The organism is Sediminibacterium sp. C3 (assembly GCF_000508085.1).
Lineage (GTDB): Bacteria > Bacteroidota > Bacteroidia > Chitinophagales > Chitinophagaceae > Sediminibacterium.
This window is the reverse complement of sequence record NZ_KI669560.1, coordinates 2673960-2691076: the sequence shown is the minus strand read 5'-3', so window position 1 is coordinate 2691076 and position 17117 is coordinate 2673960. Positions and strand designations below refer to the sequence as shown.

General features: G+C 35.9%; 23 protein-coding genes. 21 read left to right on the top strand and 2 right to left on the bottom strand.

The genetic code is table 11. The features are described from left to right. Positions 1 to 88: 88 nt before the first annotated feature. The 14 genes from F777_RS0112550 to F777_RS0112480 all read left to right on the top strand — a co-directional run bounded on the left by F777_RS0112550 (position 89) and on the right by F777_RS0112480 (position 10184). On the top strand, positions 89 to 460 hold the full coding sequence (locus tag F777_RS0112550) for a WG repeat-containing protein (RefSeq protein ID WP_026752343.1): 372 nt from the start codon (positions 89 to 91) through the stop codon (positions 458 to 460). Positions 461 to 493: 33 nt separating this feature from the next. Continuing rightward, positions 494 to 1072, top strand: coding sequence for a WG repeat-containing protein (locus F777_RS0112545; RefSeq protein ID WP_026752342.1), 579 nt, complete (start codon positions 494 to 496; stop codon positions 1070 to 1072). Then, positions 1072 to 2034, top strand: a complete 963-nt coding sequence (locus tag F777_RS0112540; protein ID WP_037369462.1) for a hypothetical protein — start codon at positions 1072 to 1074, stop codon at positions 2032 to 2034. Before F777_RS0112545 ends, F777_RS0112540 begins: the two co-directional genes overlap by 1 nt. A gap of 3 nt (positions 2035 to 2037) precedes the next feature. Continuing rightward, the gene (locus tag F777_RS0112535) at positions 2038 to 2877 is read left to right on the top strand and encodes a DUF6671 family protein (protein WP_201767611.1); all 840 of its coding nucleotides are present in this window, start codon (positions 2038 to 2040) and stop codon (positions 2875 to 2877) included. 33 nt (positions 2878 to 2910) lie between these two features. Further along, a complete protein-coding gene (locus F777_RS0112530) occupies positions 2911 to 3240 on the top strand; it encodes a DMT family transporter (protein WP_026752339.1) in 330 nt (109 codons plus the stop codon). 96 nt (positions 3241 to 3336) lie between these two features. Continuing rightward, positions 3337 to 4536: a porin gene (locus tag F777_RS0112525; RefSeq protein WP_037369460.1), complete on the top strand. Its 1200-nt coding sequence runs from the start codon at positions 3337 to 3339 to the stop codon at positions 4534 to 4536. 23 nt (positions 4537 to 4559) lie between these two features. Next, positions 4560 to 5300 (top strand): DUF6498-containing protein, encoded by a 741-nt coding sequence (locus F777_RS0112520; protein WP_026752337.1) that lies wholly within the window; start codon positions 4560 to 4562, stop codon positions 5298 to 5300. Beyond that, on the top strand, positions 5284 to 5454 hold the full coding sequence (locus F777_RS18025; RefSeq protein ID WP_161631516.1) for a hypothetical protein: 171 nt from the start codon (positions 5284 to 5286) through the stop codon (positions 5452 to 5454). The genes F777_RS0112520 and F777_RS18025 overlap by 17 nt, the downstream gene beginning before the upstream one ends. Further along, positions 5421 to 5765: a hypothetical protein gene (locus F777_RS0112510; RefSeq protein ID WP_026752336.1), complete on the top strand. Its 345-nt coding sequence runs from the start codon at positions 5421 to 5423 to the stop codon at positions 5763 to 5765. Before F777_RS18025 ends, F777_RS0112510 begins: the two co-directional genes overlap by 34 nt. Positions 5766 to 5819: 54 nt before the next feature. After that, the gene (locus tag F777_RS0112505) at positions 5820 to 6092 is read left to right on the top strand and encodes a 4a-hydroxytetrahydrobiopterin dehydratase (protein ID WP_235785952.1); all 273 of its coding nucleotides are present in this window, start codon (positions 5820 to 5822) and stop codon (positions 6090 to 6092) included. Between the two features lie 14 nt (positions 6093 to 6106). Further along, a complete protein-coding gene (locus F777_RS0112500; protein WP_026752334.1) occupies positions 6107 to 7270 on the top strand; it encodes a cation:proton antiporter in 1164 nt (387 codons plus the stop codon). An 88-nt stretch (positions 7271 to 7358) separates the two neighbouring features. After that, positions 7359 to 7676, top strand: a complete 318-nt coding sequence (locus F777_RS0112495) for a hypothetical protein (RefSeq protein ID WP_026752333.1) — start codon at positions 7359 to 7361, stop codon at positions 7674 to 7676. Positions 7677 to 7964: 288 nt separating this feature from the next. Continuing rightward, positions 7965 to 8537, top strand: a complete 573-nt coding sequence (locus F777_RS0112485) for a hypothetical protein (RefSeq protein WP_152530919.1) — start codon at positions 7965 to 7967, stop codon at positions 8535 to 8537. Positions 8538 to 8804: 267 nt separating this feature from the next. Next, positions 8805 to 10184, top strand: a complete 1380-nt coding sequence (locus tag F777_RS0112480; protein WP_152530918.1) for a hypothetical protein — start codon at positions 8805 to 8807, stop codon at positions 10182 to 10184. On the opposite strand, the gene F777_RS0112475 is transcribed toward F777_RS0112480, so the two are convergent. After that, positions 10181 to 11080 carry a LysR family transcriptional regulator gene (locus F777_RS0112475; RefSeq protein WP_026752330.1) on the bottom strand — a complete coding sequence of 300 codons (900 nt, stop codon included), beginning with the start codon at positions 11078 to 11080 and terminating at the stop codon, positions 10181 to 10183. The genes F777_RS0112480 and F777_RS0112475 overlap by 4 nt on opposite strands. 88 nt (positions 11081 to 11168) lie before the next feature. Between F777_RS0112475 and F777_RS0112470 the strand changes: the two genes are divergently transcribed. From F777_RS0112470 to F777_RS0112440, 7 genes are all read left to right on the top strand, one after another. Beyond that, positions 11169 to 11351: a hypothetical protein gene (locus F777_RS0112470; RefSeq protein WP_026752329.1), complete on the top strand. Its 183-nt coding sequence runs from the start codon at positions 11169 to 11171 to the stop codon at positions 11349 to 11351. Next, positions 11344 to 11850 (top strand): hypothetical protein, encoded by a 507-nt coding sequence (locus F777_RS0112465; RefSeq protein ID WP_026752328.1) that lies wholly within the window; start codon positions 11344 to 11346, stop codon positions 11848 to 11850. The genes F777_RS0112470 and F777_RS0112465 overlap by 8 nt, the downstream gene beginning before the upstream one ends. Then, complete coding sequence (locus F777_RS0112460) at positions 11840 to 12802, top strand: sodium-dependent bicarbonate transport family permease (protein WP_026752327.1); 963 nt, start codon at positions 11840 to 11842, stop codon at positions 12800 to 12802. The genes F777_RS0112465 and F777_RS0112460 overlap by 11 nt, the downstream gene beginning before the upstream one ends. A 40-nt stretch (positions 12803 to 12842) precedes the next feature. Further along, complete coding sequence (locus F777_RS0112455; protein ID WP_026752326.1) at positions 12843 to 13220, top strand: DoxX family membrane protein; 378 nt, start codon at positions 12843 to 12845, stop codon at positions 13218 to 13220. A gap of 100 nt (positions 13221 to 13320) precedes the next feature. Then, the gene (locus F777_RS0112450) at positions 13321 to 14697 is read left to right on the top strand and encodes an HAD-IB family phosphatase (protein WP_026752325.1); all 1377 of its coding nucleotides are present in this window, start codon (positions 13321 to 13323) and stop codon (positions 14695 to 14697) included. A gap of 105 nt (positions 14698 to 14802) precedes the next feature. Beyond that, positions 14803 to 15465, top strand: a complete 663-nt coding sequence (locus F777_RS0112445; protein WP_026752324.1) for a trimeric intracellular cation channel family protein — start codon at positions 14803 to 14805, stop codon at positions 15463 to 15465. Continuing rightward, positions 15462 to 15950, top strand: coding sequence for a DUF4199 domain-containing protein (locus F777_RS0112440; RefSeq protein ID WP_026752323.1), 489 nt, complete (start codon positions 15462 to 15464; stop codon positions 15948 to 15950). The genes F777_RS0112445 and F777_RS0112440 overlap by 4 nt, the downstream gene beginning before the upstream one ends. Here F777_RS0112440 and F777_RS0112435 read toward each other — a convergent pair. Further along, positions 15947 to 17107: a trans-sulfuration enzyme family protein gene (locus F777_RS0112435; protein WP_026752322.1), complete on the bottom strand. Its 1161-nt coding sequence runs from the start codon at positions 17105 to 17107 to the stop codon at positions 15947 to 15949. The two genes, F777_RS0112440 and F777_RS0112435, sit on opposite strands and share 4 nt — an antisense overlap. Between the last annotated feature and the right edge of the window lie 10 nt (positions 17108 to 17117).

The following is a 17117-nucleotide window of genomic DNA, read 5'->3' as shown; positions in this document are numbered from 1 at the left end:
CCCTGAGGAAAAATATACCATTTTACGTATATGAATTCATTTGAATTGTTTTTAGATTTAGTTTGATTATATACAAAAGCTTATTGAGATGCATTTATCTAAACATTCCGGACTTTTTTTGATTCTTTTGTCTTTATTCTTTGATGTAATAGCACAAGATCTTCCTGTAACTTTTAGGGATGATAACGGTAAATATGGATTGAAAACAGCATCCGGAACTGTTATTACACCCGGGAAGTACGATTATCATATCACAGGCAAGTTCAATGAGGGTAAACATTACATTGTTAGTTTTGGTAAATATGGATATATTAATGAAAAGGGTTTTGAAATAGTACCCCCTCAATATATTCGAGCAGGGGAATTTTCAGATGGGGTTGGAGTCGTCTGTATGGAAGATAAAAAGGCCATGATTATTGATGATAAGGGCAAGGTATTGCAGAAATTTAGTTATAACTAAGAACAAACAGGTACAAAATTCTCTAACGGTTTGATGGCTATTGTAAAGGATAATTTATGGGGATTCATTAATAAAAAAGGAGAGCTGGTTGTTCCGCATCAGTATTTTCAGGTTGGTCATTTTAGTGAAGGCCTGGCAGCCGTATATATTGGTGGTAGAAAGCTAAGTTATTCTGTTTCAGATGGGAAATGGGGGTTCATTAATGTCTCTGGAAAATTGGTGATCTCTGGGCAATTTGAGGGAGTGCATAGTTCAGGTTTTTCAGAAGGATTATGTGGAGTCAGTTTTGAGAAAAATGGGGTATTGGCTACCAACCCCAAATATGGTTTTATTGATACATCCGGCAAATTGGTTATTTCCAATCGATATCAGTCTGTTTGGGCATTCTCAAATGGAGTTGCCAAAATAGTTGAGAACAAGAATGTTATTGGTTCTGAATCTACTTATGGATTAATTAAAAAGGACGGGTCTTTGCTATTCCCTTTAATCAAATGTTATTATCTTGAAGGTGATGGGGAAGAATTAAAGCGGAAGGGAAAGCTAAAAGTGTTGCTTTCACTTGGAGGACAAGATGGGTATTATATAAACAGTAAAGGCGAAAAAGTACAATAATGAAACCTACGGTATCCCTTATTATAAAAGTGTTGTTTATTCCTACTTTATATGCCATCATACTCCGTTTGTTTTTCGGCGTCAAAGATTGGGAAAGCCTTTTTTCGGTAATGTCCCTTTCTTTTTTATTATTACTTCCTTTTATTGTAGGTGCCCTCTCAGTTTATTTTTCCAGTGATGTGAATGCTGAGAACGTATTTTATAAGATTTTTATACCCTGGCTGCCTGTTTTTCTTTTTCTGATTATTACATTATTGCTGGCCTGGGAAGGCTGGGCCTGCTGGCTTATGGTTTTGCCTTTGTTTCTGGCTTCAGCTTCACTGGGCGGTATTTTCGGAGCGTATTTAAAATTTAGGCAGAAGCAATCGAAGATGCAAATTTCATTATTGCTGTTATTTCCGTTTTTTTTGTCTCCGCTCGAACAATCAATCGGCTCCATTCCGGGCACTTATCAGGCTTATACCTTTATAGATATTCAATCCAGTCCCGATAAAATATGGAAAAATGTTACCAGGGTAAAGGGGATTACAACTGCTCAGGATAAAGGCTGGCTCACTAAGTTACTGGGCTTCCCCAGACCTGTTAAGGCAGAATTGAATTATGAGGGAGTGGGGGCTTACAGGAAGGCAGAATTTACCAATGGCCTAGTATTTCATGAAACCGTTACAGAATACGAACATCAGATGAAAATGGTTTTTACTATTAAGGCAAATCCCCATGAAATACCTTCCACCACGCTGGATCAGCATGTGGTAGTTGGCGGGCAATTTTTTGATGTATTGAATGGCACTTATGAATTGGAAAAACTACAGGATGGAAAGTATCGTTTGCATTTGTATAGTTTTTTTAAAATGAATACTACTTTTAATTTTTATGCAAGCTGGTGGGCAAGATGGATCATGCAGGATATACAAAATAATATTTTGCAGGTTGAAAAACAAAGGGCAGAAGAAGTAAATTAATGAATGAAGATGTTTCAGGATAGGTCTTTGGTTATAGGAACCATGCATGGCAAGGAGCAGGTAATTGCCCCTTTAATTGAATCATCTATTGGCGTTAAATGTATAATTCCCAGTGAATTTAATACTGATAAATTGGGAACTTTCTCAGGTGAAATAGAGAGGGAGTGGGATCCGGTTGAAACCGTTAGAAAAAAATGTGTGATGGCAATGGATGCCATGGGTTTTGATCTGGGTATTGCCAGTGAAGGTTCTTTTGGTCCTCATCCGACTATTCCATTTTTACAGGCGGACGATGAATGGTTAATTTTTATTGATCGAAAGAATAATGTTGAAATATTGGTGAGAGAACTGTCTTTTGAAACCAATTATCAGGGTAGGGAAGTAGTGGCCGGTGTTGAATTGGACGATTTTTTGAATAGGGTAAAATTTCCGCAACATGCAGTAATGGTAAGGTCTTTAGAAACCCCTGCTGAATGGATTAAAGGAATTCGGAATCGGGAGGATTTAAATAAAGCAATCAACAAATTAAATACGTCAGATGCCCGTTTCTGGATTGAAACAGACATGCGGGCAATGCACAATCCAACCCGGATGGGCATTATTGAAAAAGCAGCTCATAAATTAGCCAAAGCCATTTTGTCGACCTGTCCTTCCTGTTCTATGCCAGGCTTTGTGGTTTCCTCAGATAAAAATGGATTACCCTGTGAGCTTTGTGGATTGCCTACTCAATCCGTACTGTCTCATGTTTATACTTGTAAATACTGTCAGTTTGAGGAGGAAATCAATTTCCCTTTTGGAAAGCAAAAAGAGGATCCCATGTATTGCCAGCGATGTAACCCTTGATTTAACTTCGGTTTTTATTGATACTTTTAATTTATGAACTGGATTATACTGATTATTGCAGGTTTGTTTGAAGTGGGTTTTGCTTTTTGCCTTGGCAAAGCAAAAGTTACTTCCGGGGCAGCTATGTATGCCTGGTATGCCGGATTTTTAATTGCACTAACTATGAGTATGTTGCTTTTAATCAAGGCCACCCAAACTTTGCCAATTGGCACGGCCTATGCAGTATGGACGGGGATTGGTGCTGTGGGGACAGTGATTGTTGGAATTGTTATCTTTCATGAACCTGCCAGTTTCTGGAGATTGTTTTTTATTGCAACCCTGATTGGGTCAATTTTGGGATTGAAATATATAAGTAACACGTGATACAATATTTTTTTCAAATAAAATCAGTTTTTTAAAAAAATAACAATTTGATAATCTTTCAGAGAAGATATATGTAACATTGCCGAAATTTTGCTGATGCGCCTGTTTGCATGTATCATTTTGTTGCTACCCTTTTTCGCAACTGCCCAAACTATTGAGAAGACCAAAGAACTGCCAAAGTCAGTAAAATGGTATGAATCCATTTCCATAAGGGGCTACAGTCAAATACGATATAACAGGCTGCTCGAAACCAATCCCAATCTTAATTGTGAGCAGTGTGACAGATCCTGGGGTGATAATGGTGGTTTTTTTATGCGAAGAATGAGGGTTATTTTCTTTGGTCAGATAGGACCGAAAGTCTATTTCTATGTTCAACCCGATTTTGCAAGCAGCGCAGCTTCTGACAGATTGCATTTTGGTCAGATAAGAGATGCTTATTTTGACATTGGTCTGGATAATGATAATGAATTCAGATTGCGAATTGGACAAAGCAAAGTTCCCTACGGTTTTGAGAATATGCAATCCAGTCAGAACAGAATTCCCTTAGATCGGAATGATGCATTGAACAGTGCTGTAGCCAATGAGCGCGATATTGGTGTATTCTTTTATTGGGCACCCAAAGAAAAAAGAAAGCTGTTTTCAAATTTAGTTAGCGATGGTTTAAAAGGTAGCGGTGATTATGGGATGTTTGCATTTGGTCTTTACAATGGTCAGACAGCCAATAGCCCGGAATTAAATAACAAGCTTCATGCTGTAACCAGATTTTCATACCCGATGTTAGTTGGGAAGCAGATTGTGGAAATGGGAATTCAAGCTTACAAAGGCCAGTTTGTAATTCCCAGGTCTAATTTGTCGGCAGGAGTAAAATACAAACCAGATTTAAATTATACAGATGAAAGAGTAGCTGCAAGTGTTATTCTTTATCCAAAACCCTTTGGGATTCAGGCTGAATACAATGTTGGAAGGGGACCTGCATTTAATAAGCAGACCGATTCAATTGAAGTACAATCCTTAAATGGAGGATATATTATGCTTAGTTATCTGAAAAAATTTTCAAGACAAACGCTTATTCCTTTTGTACGATATCAACAATACAATGGAGGTAAAAAGCACGAGAGAGATGCCAGAAGTTACAATGTAAAGGAATTGGAAATTGGAGCAGAATGGCAAATCAATAAAAACTTTGAACTGGTTGTTAATTATACCTTATCTAATAGGCGGTATGAAGATTATATTTTGCAAAACAATCTTCAAAAAGGAAATCTGTTAAGAATTCAGGCACAGGTTAATTTTTAGTATATTGTATACTAAACGATTTCTTGGAAAAAAGGTTTACATATCAATTTACCTGGAACTTATTAGTTTGGTTAAATGCCATCTGGTTTTTCACCGGCTTATTTGTTTTTAAATGGGAGCCTGTTTTTATTATTTTGGCATATGTTTTTGAAACAATCGTTATTGGATTTATTGCAGTAGCTAAAATGCTACTGATACTTATATTTAGTGATGCACAGAAAAGGGAAACCCAGACATTACTGCTGAAAAGGAAGGAAAGTAATTATCCGAATAATGATGTAACAGCAAATCAAAAAGGATGGGCTACAGCTTTGTTTGGTTTTTTTGTAATGTCAATGTTTGGTATTGTTTTTTTTGTATTTATACAGGGGCAGGCTGTATTTATTTTTAGTATGCTGTCGCATCGAGATAGCCATTTCCTGGATAGCCCATCTTCAGTCGGGCAGAATTTCTCTTATTTGTTTTTGCAGAAGGACTTTATAGCTGCCTTTTCTGGAATTATTGTTTGGCATATTGCTGACTTTGTTAAGCAATTTCTATTCAATCAGTCGTATAAATCTCAAACAATTATTCCCGTATTTGTTCAGCCCTGGATGCGAATTTTTGTACAACAATTAATGGTCATTCTGGGTGGTATTTTATTCTTTGTTTTCAATAAAAATTTGCTGACGATAGGATTGTTGTTAATCCTTTTGAAAACATTGGCCGACTCAACCGTTGTTAAATTATCTAACCTGATATCAGTTAATGAAAAGACAAACTGATTTTCCTGTTCTGCTTTATCAGAATAACAGAAAGCACACGCTTAATGCGGTTGGTATGATCTGTTTAGGTCTTTCCATTTTTGTTTTCTACATGATTTTTCATGATCTGGATGGTTTTTTATGGAATATTCAGATCTGGTTTATGGATACATAGCTTTCGCATTTTTCCTGGTTGCAGGTAATGCGATGCTGATGGCAATGGTCTGGTTAAGCGGACGGTATGTTTTGAAGATAGAGCATATAAACCCCAATGAATTAGTAATTACTACCTGGTCAATCACTGGATTCAATAAATCGTTTACTCAAGATATTCAACTGCTTACTGATGTAAAGTATATTAAAGGAAATGCCCGTTTTTCAGGTGTACCTAGCGTAAATGCACCATGGTTAAAATTGAAGACCAATGAAAATAAAACACTGGTTGTTGATATGCAGGGAGATTTCTCAAATTGGCATTTTAAATAGTGATTATCTACTTATTATTAATTAATTGATTAATTGTTTTAAAATATGAAGTGTTTGAATGCAGATGAAGTTATTAAACATATGACAGTTCTGGACCCTTCATGGGAACTTCATGTAAATGCAATTCAAAGAAAATTTGTTTTTAAAGATTTTAAAAATGCATTTTCTTTTATGTCTGCAGTTGCAGCTATTGCTGAGAGATTAAATCATCATCCTGATTGGACTAACAATTATAATACTGTTATTGTTAAGCTAAACACTCATGAGTTGGGATGTTTAACTGAGTTGGATTTTATATTTGCCCGAGAGATAGACATTTTGAATTAAATTTACCGCAGATTATGACAACAACCATCATTATTAGTTTATGCATACTATTGCTACTGGCATATCTGTTTGACTTGAGTGCGTCTAAAACAAAAGTGCCATCTGTTATTTTACTTTTATTGTCTGGATGGCTGGTTAAGCAAATTTTAAATACTGTTGAAATAACTATGCCCAATTTTGCCGCACTCTTGCCAGTTTTGGGTACAGTTGGTTTAATTATGATAGTTCTGGAGGGAGCACTTGAACTGGAGTTAAATAAGTCTAAGTTTAATCTGGTAAAAAAATCGGTACTGGTTGCCTTTATCCCCATGATTTGCCTTTCTTTTTTCCTGGCATTTCTTTTTTATTATTTCCAGGGGGTAAATTTTAAAGATGCATTTATTAATGCAGTCCCATTTTGTGTAATTAGCAGTGCTATTGCAATACCAAGTGTTAGTTCATTGGATATTTATAAAAAGGAATTTGTTATCTACGAAAGTAGTATATCAGATATACTTGGCGTAGTACTTTTTAATTTTGTTGCATTTAATGCAGTAATTGATTTCAGCGCTGTCTCATCTTTTTTTATACAAATTATAATTGTGCTGGTTGCTTCTTTTGTTTGTACCATTTTTCTGGCTTTTCTGCTTAATAGAATAGAACACCATGTTAAGTTTGTTCCAATTATTATACTGATAATTTTAATTTATTCTGTTTCAAAAATTTATCATTTGCCAGGATTGATTTTTATTATGCTGTTTGGTTTATTCATTGGTAATCTTGATGAGTTAAGAAGATTTGCCTGGATTGATAAATTTAAACCAGATGAGCTTAATAAGGAAGTTCATAAATTCAAAGAAACGATTGCTGAATTTGCTTTTATCGTTCGAGCTCTGTTTTTTTTATTATTCGGGTTCTTAATTAATACTGCTGATCTTTTGAATACTGAGAGTTTAGGATGGGCATTGGTAATTGTTGCTTCTATTGTCGTTTTCAGGGCTTTGTTTTTAAAATTGTTTAAAGTGCCCTTAAAGCCATTGCTGTTTATTGCGCCAAGAGGACTTATCACAATTCTATTGTTTTTATCGATTTTACCGGAAAATTCTATTTCATTGGTAGACAATGCGCTGGTAATTCAGGTTATTATGATTTCTGCTTTAGTTATGATGATTGGATTAATGACCTCCAGAACTAAGTGAGATTCAGCTCATTAGACTTATTTTTTGTAACCGTTTATTTTCTTTTCAATTCTTTAAGAAATTTGGTGTTACTTTTACACTCATTACTATGAGTAAGAAGCAAGAAACTGTGACGTTTTTCCAATATGTTTTAAGTCAGCTGCATCATTTTTTCTGCAGGATGTCTGTTTCTATTTTGGTCCTGGTTTTTAGTTTTTCTTCTTTTTTTCCAGCATATGCAAATGCCTCTTTAGATTATGGACGTCATTCTGCAATTATTAAAGCCCAGGCTTCTTCACAAACTAGTTTAAATATAATCACCGAAGCTGAGTCTTTTGAAGAAGACAAGACGGATTATATCAATTACAATATCACTTCTTTTTTTCTTTTTCCAAATGTAGAGGTGTATTGGGCCCCATTATTTTAAAGCCGGAATCACCTCAAGGGCCACTGCTTGGAATTTTTTTCACGGGTCCAATCGGATTTGTTGTCGGTTTAGTTGGTGGTATTGTTTACGGGTTAAAAATGGAAAAGAGACAGCGTAAGTAGATTTTACAGTTGGCTGACGGATGATTCGTCTGTATAATTCAATTTTGTTTTACAGAATTGCACTATGAAAAATTACATTGAATGCATCCCCATTTTTACAACAATTTTTTCAGTTTACTTTTTCAAAGAAATATTCAGTCATTATCAATATCGGAAAACTACGTATTTGTTATGGTGGTCTTTAGGTGTTTTGACGTTCGGTTTGGGAACTTTGGCAGAGAGTATTAATATGCTGATTGGATGGAGTATCTCAAACGTTCGTTATTGGTACATTGTGGGTGCATTATTAGGAGGCTTTCCCTTGGCTCAGGGGAGTGTCTACTTGTTAATGAAGAGAAGATTCGCTGATATTTCCAGTATTTTAATTGTGATATTGATTGTTGTTGCATCGGTATTTGTTGTCTTAACTCCTGTTTCAATTCCAGACAATTTCAATTATAAGTTAACCGGAAAAGTATTTGAATGGAAATGGGTTCGATATTTTTCTCCCTTAATTAATATTTATGCGTTTTTATTCCTGGTAGGAGGAGCTTTTTATTCTGCTATTAGATACTATCGGCAGGGGATAAAAGAAGCCCCTTTTCGGGGTAATATTTTTATTGCTGTAGGTGGGTTGTTGCCGGGTATAGGAGGATCTTTTACCCGAGCCGGATATGTTGAAGTTTTATATGTAACAGAATTTATAGGACTGATACTTATTTATTACGGGTATAGAATTATCAAAATGAATAAGGCTTAAAATGGAAAAGAATATTCTTGGTTTTCTTATATTTATAGCATAAAGCTATAAAAAATGCGGAAAATTTTATTATTTATAGTTCTGGGTTGTTTTTCTACACTCAATGCACAAAATTATTCTAAAATAACGGATCGCCTGAATAGCTATAATCCTTTACAGATGGTGAGGATGACTTCTTCATCCTTTTTAATGAAGCATGTGTATCAGCTGGAAAAGGATCAGAAGTTTCTGGATAAGCTAACTGATTATGAAAAGTTATCCAAGGGATTGGCTAAAGATATCGCTAAAATGGTTTCGCGAAATGATTGGCCTGCATGGATAAAAGATGGCATTGATGATACAGAGGAGCTAATTTTTAAACAATTGGTTGGGGTATTATTGTCTAATTACAAATATTACAGTAATGATGTACTAATAGCATTTCATCCTGATTTGAATTTTCAATTACCTGAGAAATATAAGTTTAAAGAGACATTCTATTTTAAAGTAGATAACCAATATCATTTTGACGAAATTAATCCAAAGACAGATAATAGTTCTACAATCAATCAGGCCAATATTGCCCGATGGCACGAAGAATTAATGACGAAATATAAAAACGCCAAACCTTTAAATTGGAAAGCAAAATCCAATTGGATTTTTCATTATTCGGCTGAAACAATTGCAGGGCATAAATTTTTACGGGATGGTATAAGTATTTTGGAAGCCCGCAAAATAGTTAAGGGTACTAGTATTAATCCATATTATTTAGTGGAATTTTCCCGGGAAAAGAATTACCCAATGGGCTTGAGTTGGAGTAGCACGGATTTTTTGAATTCATTGAACATTCTGGAACTGTCTTCAGAAATTTCAGGCTATGAGTACGATCTTACAAAGGATGAACATAAGATTGAAAAGACAATCTATTATTATATCCCCGAAAAGGAAAATCCTCAATTCAAGGGAATAGTTGCCGTAAGTCCCAATAAAGGCGTATTTGGGACAATTAAAGTCTTATATCCACTGGGTGATACTGCTTTAAAATATGATCGGATAGATGTGTCAAAATTGAAGAAACCGACGACTAATAAACACACTGTATTTTCTATCCCTCCCTCAAAAAGAGGCAAATTCTCTATATTAATTCAGGATTACGTAAATCAGTTTCAAAATTATGGAAGGGGAGGAATTATTTCTAAAATCACGGATGGTACAGTTAGGGAGATTTACTGGAACGATCAAATTGGCGAATACGGAACAGATACGCTCTTGATAAATGAAAAAACAGGTAAAATATCTTATTGGGCTTATATGTCTCCTTACAAGGATACAGGTCTTTCGTTTCAGCAGTGTAAAGATATTTCAAGTGACCTTTTTTATATCCTTATTCGTAATAATCATTTTGCGGGTATGGATGGGTTTAGTGTGACCAGAAAACCGGAAATTAAAGTGGAGGGTGAAAAGGAGTTGAAAGGGAAGGAGGCTGTTCTCGGCAAATATGTAACACAGTATTATTTTGCCCATTCAACCGATTTTGATACCAATTATGCTTATGATAGAACAATTGCTAGTAAGTATGTTAACAATCTTAGAATAAGAGTATTGATAAAGCCAATCGATGAAAAAAACGATAAGTACTATGTTTATTTATTGTTTTTTGAGCCTTAATACTTTTCACTCCAGCTGAATATTTCTCTAGCAATTTGGTTTTTCTCCTGCTTAAGATAATGCAGATAAGCTTCAGCAACCGGGGAGTGTTTTTTACCTTTTAGCCAAATCAAACTCCAGGTAGTCTTAACCGGCATGCCTTTTACGGGAATGATGAATAGCTGTTTATTCATCAGTTCATTTTTTATTCCAATAATTGGCATGATGGAATACCCTAATCCTGCAATAATGGCTTGTTTTACAGCTTCATTAGTGCTCAATTCCATTTTTTTTAGGACGGACAGTTTTTTCTTTTGGATAAACTGTTCCATTGCTTGCCGTGTCCCGGATCCCTTTTCTCTAAAAATCAGCGGAAGGTCTTCTATATTCTTGGTTGTTTTTTCATTGCCTATTAAAAACAGTTTGTTGGGTAGTAAATCTATTTTTTCAATATTTATGGCAGCTGGTAAAATTGAAACCAAGGCAAAATCAATTTCATTTTTTTCAAGACTCTCAATTACTTTCGATTTATTGGTTACATCCATATTCAACTGGACGCCGTTATTTTTATGCATGAATCCGGATAGAAAATAGGGCATTACATATTTCCCGGTAGAAACAACTGCAATCTTTAATTTTCCAGTTAACTGACCTTTGAACGCAAGTGATTTATTGTTGATTGCATTTACCTGGTTAATTATATTTTCTGCGGAAACAGCAATTTCTCTTCCGAAATCTGTAATGTGTATTTTTCTGCCAAGCACTTCTATTAATGGAATATCAAACTGATCTTGCAAGTTTTTTAACTGAATTGAAACCGCTGGTTGGGTTAAGTGAAGTTCTTCTGCTGCCTTGGTTATGCTCTCCGTTTCAACAATTTTAAGATAGATCTGTAACTGATTCAAAGTGTAGTTCATAAAAATAATTTATGATTAATATTATAAAGATAAATAAAAAATATAGATTACTTCTCCCCAAATTTGCACCATCAAATATTTACAAGTCATGAAAAAGACGGATTGGCAAATAATGATTGGATTGATTGTCTTCTTAAGTACAATTTTTATTGCGTTCAAGTCGGATAACCCCATCAACAGTCAATTGTGGTCTTCGCTTTCTGTAATAACAGCCGTTTTTACCATTCATCATCAGGTAAATTCACCTAAAAACGAAAATACCCATGAATAATCGCCTGTTTATTGTTTGCCCTTTTTCTAATCTAGAATACACACTTAAGAAGCGATATGGACAGGATTCTCTTTTTCTTTCTGCACCAGCTGGTCTGGTTTCAGCTCAAGACGTCCATTTTATGGAAGACTTGAAAAGAGTTATTACTGCAAATAATATCAGCGAAATATACGTTGCCAGTGAAGTATCCAACAGTTTCATACTTTCTGTAATCAATGATTCTTATAAGCGGGATATTTCATTTTTAAATCCTGTTGCTGATTTAAAGGAAGAATTCTGGTTGGAGAGATTGGCAGGGTTAACTCCAAAACAACAGGCACTTAAAATGGCGGAGTTGATGGTAGAACTTTCTGTAGAATCACTGCAATCTTTACTTGTTTCTATAAATATTGAATTTGCTCAATCCTTTACAGTAAGAGGTATTGTATTATCTAATGAGGCTGGATTTATAAAAGAGCTGAAGAAAATGAATCGCTATAAAATTGCATATGGACTTTAATTTACTGCTGGAAAACCTAACCAATCCGGCCTTGTTGTTTTTTATACTGGGAATTGTTGCTGTTTGTGTGAAGAGTGATCTTGAAATTCCCAATAATTCTTCCAAATTCATTTCTCTCTATTTGTTGTTCGCCATTGGATTTAAAGGTGGACAAGAATTATCTCATGAGCAGTTCACGCTTGAAATTCTGGGAACCATGTTAATGGGGATTGCTATTTCTGTAGTTATTCCGGCTTATACTTTCTTTATATTAAAAAAGCGCTTAGGTATTTATAATGCAGGTGCCATTGCAGCTTCTTACGGCTCTGTAAGCGCAGTAACTTTTGTAACTGCTGTGTCCTATTTAGAAGCGCATCAATTGAATCTGCATGGTCATATGGTGGCTATAATGGCATTGATGGAATCTCCGGCTATTATTGTTGGTTTATTATTAATTAATTTTTTCAACACTGAAGGGACGGATACAATTAAAAAGAGAGAAGTATTTAAGCATTCCTTTACAAATGGATCGGTATTGCTTATTCTGGGTAGTTTATTTATTGGTTTGGTTGCAGATGCCAAACAAGCAGAGGGTATTAAGCCTTTTACCAATGATTTATTCAAAGGTTTTCTGGCCATTTTCCTTTTGGATATGGGCATCACAAGTGGTAAAAAACTAAAAGCTTTCTTTTCTTTTGGATTATTCCCTTTTTTGTTTGCCTTTTTAATACCGCTGATAAACGGAGTGATATTTGCATATCTAAGTTCTATGGTTACGTCGGATATCAGTAACCGGTTTGTAATTGCAATTTTAGCAGCAAGTGCCTCTTATATTGCTGTCCCTGCTGCTATGAAAATTTCCGTTCCTAAGGCAAATCCGGGTTTGTTTCTGCCAATGGCATTAGCTGTTACCTTCCCTGTAAATATCACCATAGGAATGCCCTTGTATTTTTTTGTTGTACAACACACTTGACAAAATCATTTGGTATGGCTATATTTAGTAAAAGATTGATATGAAAAATAAGATACTAAATGTGCTATCCATTTTAACAGCTTTACTTTTTCTGAATGGTGGGCTTAATAAGCTATTCAATTATATTCCGGTTCCTCAGGACTTACCGCCAGCTCTGGTTGCTGATAATGCTGCATTTATGGAAATAGAGTGGTTGATGCCTTTAGTTGCTATTGTAGAAATTTTGGGTGGATTGCTTTTGATATTCAGAAAGACAAGAGCAATTGGCGCCTTGGTAATTTTTCCAATCATGTGTGGTATTGTTCTGATTCATGCAACTGTTGCGCCAAGTGGCTTGCCGCTTGCAATTGGCTTGTCGCTTATATTGGGATGGATCATGATTGATAATAAAAATAAATATTTGTCTTTACTAGACTGATTTATAGTTTACAAGAAATCATCTTTTTTCACATATTTTAAATTGGCACAATATTGGCTTTAGAGTTGAGACTTTTCTGTTTTAACTCAAAACTAGCCATATGATTACTGTAATTATTCCTACTTTAAATGAAGAAGAGACCATTCAAAGCGTAATTCAATTTGCATGGTCACAACCCAATGTAACAGAAGTGGTAGTAGTAGATGATAAGTCAATTGACGCAACCGTTGCTATTGCTGTAGCAAATGGAGCAAAAGTAATAACCAGTACAAAACTGGGTAAGGGTTCTTCAATGAAAGATGGGGTATTGTTTGCTTCTAATCCTATTGTTGCATTTCTAGATGGGGATATAGATCCTTATCCTCATTATACCATTAAATTACTGACTGATCCCATTATAAATGGAGAAGTGGATTTTGTAAAATCCTCCTTCAGCCGAAATGCCGGCAGGGTAACTGAATTGGCTGCCAAACCTCTGTTGAGTATTTTCTTTCCTGAATTATTAAAGTTCAGTCAACCGCTTAGCGGAATGATTGCTGGTAAAAAAAACCTTTTGGAGCAACTGGATTTTCGGGAGGACTATGGGGTGGATATTGGTATCCTGATAGATATGTATCTGATGAATGCCAAAATGAAAGAAGTAGAGATTGGGTATATAGAGAATAAAAGTAAGCCCTGGCAGGCATTGGGAAAAATGAGTAAAGAAGTGGCTCAGACAATCATTCTTAAGGCTGCAAACTCGAATAATCCCAGGTATAATTTTGAAGAACTGGGTGTACTTAATGAAATCAGAACACAAATGGAACTGGCTTTAAGTGCCAATCTAGACGCTATGGAAAAATTGATTGTGTTTGATATGGACAATACTTTGCTGAGAGGCCGGTTTATAGATGCCTGCGCTGAAAGGTTCGATTTCAAAACTTCACTGATGAATATCCGGTCCTCTGAGAGTAATCCAATTTTACTAACTAAACATATTGCCACTCTTTTAAAAGGGAAGACTCATCAGGAATTAATTGAGATTGCAGATCATATACCTATTGTTGAAGGAACAGCTGAAATAATTAAAGAATTAAAAAGCAGGGGATATATTATCGGGATAATTTCTGATAGTTATGATTGTATTACCCATCATATAAAAAATAAATTGGGGATGGATTTTTCCTTATCCAATGAACTTGAATTTTCAAAAGGTATTTGTACAGGAGAAGTAAAGATTCCTTCTTTCTTATTTAATAATTCAAAAAGCGTTTGCAGACATTCCCTGTGTAAGACCAATGCAGTGCTTAGCTTATTGGATAAATACCAGATCCCCAAAGAAAATTGCATTGCTATAGGGGATAGTATGAATGATCTTTGCATGATTAAGGAAGCAGGGTTAGGAATTGCTTTCTGTTCACAGGATGAACTCCTGAATCATCATGCAGACATCATTCTGAAGGAACAGAGTTTTGGTGAATTGCTTTCTATTGCATAATTTATTTGGAAATTCTGCGAATAGAAGCGGAAGAAGTATTTGAATGGTTTTTTGTTTAAATTTAGTTGAATTTACCCACTGGTAACCTTTAAATTTAAGCGAGACTTGAATAGTTTCTTTACCATATTGCCAGATCTGATTGGAACTTTTGCCTTTGCCATGAGCGGTATAAAAATGGCTTCCAGAAAAAATGTTGACTGGTTTGGTGCATTTATGATTGGGTTGGTTACAGCCATTGGGGGAGGTACGGTAAGGGACTTGTTGTTAGATGTAACTCCGTTTTGGATGCTGGATAGCCGTTATTTTATTACCACAGGAGTTGCATTGTTTGCGACCCTGATTTTCAAAGAAAAGTTGATGCGCTGGACCAATACACTGTTTTTATTTGATACCATTGGTTTGGGACTGGTAACCATCATCGGAATTTCAAAGTGTTTGGATGCCGGTTTTCCATTCTGGGTTTGTATTGTAATGGGAACCATAACAGGTTCTATTGGCGGGGTTCTGCGTGATGTTTTGTTAAATGAAGTTCCTTTGCTCTTACAAAAAGATATTTATGCAATGGCCTGCGTAATTGGCGGGGTAACTTTTTTTCTTTTACTAAAACTAAATTTATCTAAAGAAGTAGCTGCACCTATTGCTGCTTTAATGGTGATGCTGGTAAGATTGATTGCGATTCAGTTTCATATTCACCTGCCAGTTTTAAAATCAGTTCACGATAAAGAATCAGATAATCAAATTCTAAAAAACAAACCTCCCCAACCATGAAACCGATTAAAATTGAAGTAAAATGGGCTATTTTATTTTCCATTATGACCTTACTATGGATGGTAATGGAGAAAGTTGCCGGCTTGCATGGTAAGTATATAGATTATCATATGTATCTCACCAATCTGTTTGCTATTCCTGCTATTTGGATGATGGTTCTGGCTTTGAAAGAAAAAAAGAAACTGGATTATGCAGGTGATATCACTTACATGCAGGGACTGGTTTCGGGGATTTACCTTTCCTTGATTATTGCAGCCCTTACTCCAGTAACCCAATGGATAACTACTTATGTAATTACTCCTGAGTACTTCCCCAACGTTATCAAAAGATCTGTTGAAATTGGGTACTATAAAACAACGGAAGAAGCTGTTGCTAATTTCAATTACAAGAATTATGCAATACAAGGCACAATTGCTGCATTTGTAATGGGATTAATTACAACAGCGATAGCTATGATTTTTATCAGAACTAAAAAAGCAGCTTAACCTAAAGCCTGTAAAATATCAGCTAAAATATCTTCTTTGTTTTCCAGGCCTACACTAATTCGGATAAGGCCAGGCGTGATGTTTACAGCTTGTCTTTCCGCTTCTGATAACTTAGCATGCGTAGTGCTGGCCGGATGCGAAGCAATACTTCTGGTGTCTCCCAGATTCGCAGTAAGCGAGAGCATTTGCAGACGGTCTAAAAATTTTCTGCCAGCTTCAATCCCCCCTTTTAATTCAAAACAAATAATGCCACCCCCATTTTTCATTTGCTTCACGGCAATGCCATGATGCGGATGTGAGGGCAGGAATGGATATTTCAATTGTGTAATAGCAAAATGGTTTTCTAATGCCGTTGCCAGAAAAAAGGCATTGGCTGCATGCCGTTCCATTCTTACATCCAGGGTCTCTAAACTCTTGCTTAATACCCATGCGTTAAATGGCGACAAAGCAGGTCCGGTACTTCTGCAAAACAAATAGATTTCTTTTATTAATTCTTTTTTGCCAACAACTGCCCCACCTAAAACCCTACCTTGTCCGTCTAACCATTTCGTTGCAGAATGAACCACCAGGTCAGCCCCAAAATCAATAGGAGTCTGGTTTACGGGTGTGGCAAAGCAATTGTCTACGTTCAGTAAGATATTGTGTTTTTTGGCAATCTTGCCAATCATTTCCAGGTCCAGTATTTCCAGTCCGGGATTGGTAGGCGTTTCCAGGTAAATCATTTTGGTATTGGCGGTAATGGCTGCTTCCCAGTCTTCAGCAGTTGCATTGGCATTGATGTATCCGTATTCAATTCCATATTTGGGCAGGTATTTGGAAATAACCGTATGGGTGCTTCCGAATATAGAATTACAGGATAGTAGTCGGTCGCCTTGTTTCAACAGGGCCATAAAGGAGCCGAAAACAGCGCTCATGCCCGATGCAGTTGCATATCCGGCTTCTGCTCCTTCCAGGGCTACCAGTTTATCAATGAACTCCTGAACGGACGGATTACTGAATCTGGAATAAATATTATCATCGGATTCGTCTGCAAATGCGGCCCTCATTTCTTCTGCATTATCAAAACAAAAGCTGCTCGTTAAAAACATTGGAGTGGAGTGCTCCATTTCGTTGGTTCGCTCTGTTTGAATTCGGATGGCTTTTGTTTCTTTTTTCATCGGTTGCCGC